The organism is Caballeronia sp. LZ032, assembly GCF_031451315.1.
GTDB lineage: Bacteria > Pseudomonadota > Gammaproteobacteria > Burkholderiales > Burkholderiaceae > Caballeronia.
Window position 1 is genome coordinate 1 of sequence record NZ_JARUXP010000066.1, and the last position, 408, is coordinate 408.

At 65.7% G+C, this 408-nt stretch carries 1 protein-coding gene; it reads left to right on the plus strand.

Annotated elements, in window-relative coordinates:
- The coding region (locus QCE69_RS39435) for a hypothetical protein (RefSeq protein WP_309936172.1) at nucleotides 1-408 on the plus strand (408 nt) is incomplete at both ends.

Genomic DNA, 408 nt, shown 5'->3' on the forward strand with positions numbered 1-408 from the left:
GCGGGTAACGGCGAGGCCTTCCTCGGCAGCATGACCGTGCAGGCCAATGGCGATCCGATGGCCTATGCGGTGCTGCCGGCGTTGACGTGCTGGTTCGCAGGGATGCTCTCGTTGTCGCACAACAGCGAGCACACGCGGCGTGGAAGCATGTCGCTGCCCACCTCGATCATGCTGCCGATTCCGGCATCCCGCCCCGTACTCGTCGGTGGACCGCCCGTGCCCAGTATCGCGGCGCTCGCGGGCATGGCGATGCGTGCAGCCTTCTCCCATGGCCTGTCCAAACCGTCGCGTGCCTGCCACGTGTCCAGGGCGATTCAGGATCGCGTGGGCAACGGACGATGGGGCAACTTCGTCAGACTCGTCGCTCAATGGGTCTTTGGCGAACCGGTCAACGGCATCACGGGTGAG